The organism is Spirillospora sp. NPDC000708, from assembly GCF_040299565.1.
GTDB lineage: Bacteria > Actinomycetota > Actinomycetes > Streptosporangiales > Streptosporangiaceae > Spirillospora.
Genome location: NZ_JBEPCJ010000212.1, coordinates 1 through 2,655 on the forward strand (window position 1 = coordinate 1; position 2,655 = coordinate 2,655).

Below are 2,655 nucleotides of genomic sequence, written 5' to 3' on the forward strand. Positions count from 1 at the left end.
TTGCCGGTGGTGTCGTGCGAGAGGTAGCGGCACGCGAACTTCGCCCCGGCGCGTTTCAGCGCGGACGCGCCGGGGCGGCCCCACGCGTAGTCGACGCCGAAGACTGCCATGTCAACTCCATGATTCGGATCCAGGTCATTGCCGATTCAACAGCTTGTGCCCTTTTCGTCGCAGGAGATTCCCGAGGTTGGATCGCCCAGAACGGACCGCTCCGCCCGAAGTGACTCTCCGTCACGACACGCCCACGTTGCGCTAGCGCCTTTACCTCCCGCTCGCTACAACGGACCTGTCCGCTACGTAAATGCAGGCCACGGGGGGTTTTCAGGATGATGCGGAAGAGGACGGGGCACGCCGGCGCGCGGGCGCTCGCGGTGCTGGCGGCCGCGCCGCTGCTGGGCGTGGTGCCGCTCGCGGGCGCGGCCGCGCGGGCCGACGGCCCAGGCCCGTCGGGGCACAAGGGGCAGCACGGGCATCAGGGCAAGGGGCACCAGGGCGAGCACGGCCACAAGGGCAAGGGCAAGGGGCAGGGACACAAGGGCAAAGGCAAGGGCAAAGGCAAGGGGCGGGCCCGCCCGGCGCCGCACCGCAAGCCCGTCAAGCAGCAGAAGAAGGCCAGGTCGGTGCGGCTGCACACCAGCGGTCCCGGCCAGGCCGTGCTCCCCGGCCGCACGTACGACTGGCCGTTCGCGGTGACGGCCAACGGACCGGGGAAGGCGGGCCGCGCGGTGGTCCGCGCGACGCTGCCGAAGTCGCTGGAGTTCGTGTCGGGGCGGCGCGACTGCGCGGTGAGCGGGTGGACGGTCGAGTGCGATCTCGGCGCCGTCCGGCCCGGTGAGACGGTCGCCGGGATGATCCGGGCGAAGGTCGCCCGGCGCGCCCGGCCGGACGAGGCGCTCCGGATCCCCGCGACGGCGACGTGGCGCGGGATGCGCGCCGCCGCGAGCTTCCCGGCGGTGCGCGTCGCCCGGACGGCGGACCTCGTCATGCAGAAGACCGCGCCGGCGACCGCGCGGGCCGGCGCGCCGATCTCCTACCAGCTGAAGATCGGCAACCGGGGCCCGGCCACGGCCGAGAACGTGTTCGTCCACGCGTCGGGACCGGTGCGGCTGCTCGTCGGGAACGCCGCATGCGTCCCCGAGCGGCGGGGCTTCGTGTGCGGGGTCGGCTCGCTGCGGCCCGGCGAGACGCGGACGCTGCGCTTCAAGGTGCTGCCGGCCGGGAACGTCCGGGCCGGGAAGGTGCTCCAGTACGCCTCGCGGGTCACGTCGTCGACCATCGATCCGCGCCCCGGCAACAACTCCGCGACCGTCCGCACCAGGATGACGGCGCAGAAGAACCCGGTGAAGAAGAGCCCGGTGAAGAAGGGCCACGCCGAGCAGGCCGGGGGCAAGAAGCACGCACCGAAGGGAACGCCGAAGCACGCGCCGAAGAAGGCGCCGAAGAAGGCGCAGGCGGGCGCGCCGCAGTCCAAGCGGGCGGTCGGGAGGTAGGTCCCGCGGCGCGGGCAGGGGCGCGGACGTACGAGGATGGACCCATGCGTCTACGGATCTTCACCGAGCCCCAGCAGGGGGCGAGCTACGAAACACTGCTGTCGGTCGCCAAGGCGGCGGAGGACCTCGGCTTCGACGCGTTCTTCCGCTCCGACCACTACACCAAGATGGGGGACGTGTCGGGCGAGCCGGGCCCGACCGACTCCTGGGTCACGCTCGGCGCGCTGGCCCGCGAGACGAGCCGGATCCGGCTCGGCACCCTGGTGACGGCCGGGACGTTCCGCTACCCGGGCCCGCTGGCCATCTCCGTCGCGCAGGTCGACCAGATGAGCGGCGGCCGCGTCGACTTCGGGATCGGGACGGGCTGGTTCGAGGAGGAGCACGTCCACTACGGCATCCCGTTCCCCAGCCTGAACGAGCGGTTCGAGCGGCTAGAGGAGCAGATCCGGATCGTCACCGGGCTGTGGGGCACGCCTGACGGGGAGACGTTCTCCTTCGCCGGGAAGCACTACACGCTCAAGGACTCGCCCGCGCTGCCGAAGCCGGCGCAGGCGGGCGGCCCGCCGGTGATCCTCGGCGGTTTCGGGCCGAAGCGGACGCCGCGCCTGGCCGCCGCCTACGCCGACGAGTACAACGTGCCGTTCCACCAGGTCGAGGACACCGGTGGCGCGTTCGACCGGGTCCGGGCCGCGTGCCGGGACGCGGGGCGGACCAAGCCGATGGTGTACTCCGCCGCGCAGGTCGTCTGCTGCGGGCGGGACGAGGCGGAGATCGCGCGCCGCGCCGACGCCATCGGCCGCCGGGTCGACGAGCTGCGGGAGAACGGCCTGGCGGGCACCCCGGCCGAGATCGTGGAGAAGATCGGGCGGTTCGGGGAGCTCGGCGCCGAGCGGCTCTACCTGCAGGTCCTCGACCTGAGTGACCTGGACCACCTGGAGCTGCTGGCGTCGGAGGTGCTGGCCAAGGTCTGACCGGCGCCGCTCCGGCGCCCGTTCGTCGAGACGCGCCCGGTACGCCGGGCCTGGTACGGCGGAAGGCCCGCGGCGGGACGTGCGCTCCACGCCGGGGGGCGCGGGCGCGCCGCGGGGCGTTGTCGGGGGGTTGCGGGGGGGGGGGGGGGACCGCGGGCGGGGGGGGGGCGGCGGGCGGGAGCAGAGCGGCGCGG

At 73.6% G+C, this 2,655-nt stretch carries 2 protein-coding genes; both read left to right on the forward strand.

Annotated features, from left to right (window positions below; all coding sequences use genetic code 11):
• The first annotated feature begins 326 nt into the window (after positions 1-326).
• Positions 327-1,490, forward strand: a complete 1,164-nt coding sequence (locus ABT299_RS52465; RefSeq protein ID WP_500255446.1) for a hypothetical protein — start codon at positions 327-329, stop codon at positions 1,488-1,490.
• A gap of 44 nt (positions 1,491-1,534) precedes the next feature.
• A complete protein-coding gene (locus tag ABT299_RS52470; RefSeq protein ID WP_500255447.1) occupies positions 1,535-2,461 on the forward strand; it encodes an LLM class F420-dependent oxidoreductase in 927 nt (308 codons plus the stop codon).
• The last annotated feature ends 194 nt before the right edge of the window (positions 2,462-2,655 follow it).